The organism is Tamlana crocina (genome assembly GCF_012037625.1).
Map to the genome: position 1 here is coordinate 1 of NZ_JAAVJS010000116.1, position 554 is coordinate 554.

Annotated in this window: 1 protein-coding gene; it reads right to left on the reverse strand. The window is 39.9% G+C overall.

What is annotated here, in order from left to right; all coding sequences use genetic code 11:
- Positions 1-124: 124 nt before the first annotated feature.
- On the reverse strand, positions 125-554 hold a 430-nt coding region (locus HC176_RS15885), incomplete at its 5' end, for an aromatic amino acid lyase (RefSeq protein ID WP_167919971.1).

Below are 554 nucleotides of genomic sequence, written 5' to 3' on the forward strand. Positions count from 1 at the left end.
TCGGGACTTAATATATCTTTTCTTTTTGGAGCGTGATTTACTTTGGATTCATAAGGTTTTGCCGTAGGCAGCTCATTTGGAATACCTTCTAAAATTTTATCTTTGAAATTCATTTCTAAAGTGGTTAGTAATTATTGTGGTTGATTTTTTCTTCCATCTTACCTATTGCTACCTCAGTAAGGAATTGCCCGGCAGCAGCAATATGCTTGTACATTATCTCATCTTTTTCCAGGATGGGGACCTGAGATCGAAAGCCTTCTAAAAAGGTTTCCAGTACTGGAGACGTTTTTTCCGGTTCTCTAAAATGAAGTGCCTGGGAAGCATTAAATAATTCAATCGCCAGAATATTCAGAACATTTCCAGTAATCTTTAAGAGTTTTGTCGCTGCATTGGCTCCCATACTGACGTGGTCTTCCTGCCCATTAGACGAAACAATTGAATCTATACTGGCAGGGGTAGCGTATTGCTTGTTCTGGCTTACCAGACTGGCGGCAGAATACTGTGTGATCATGAAACCACTGTTAAGACCGGGATCTTTCACTAAAAAAGCAGGA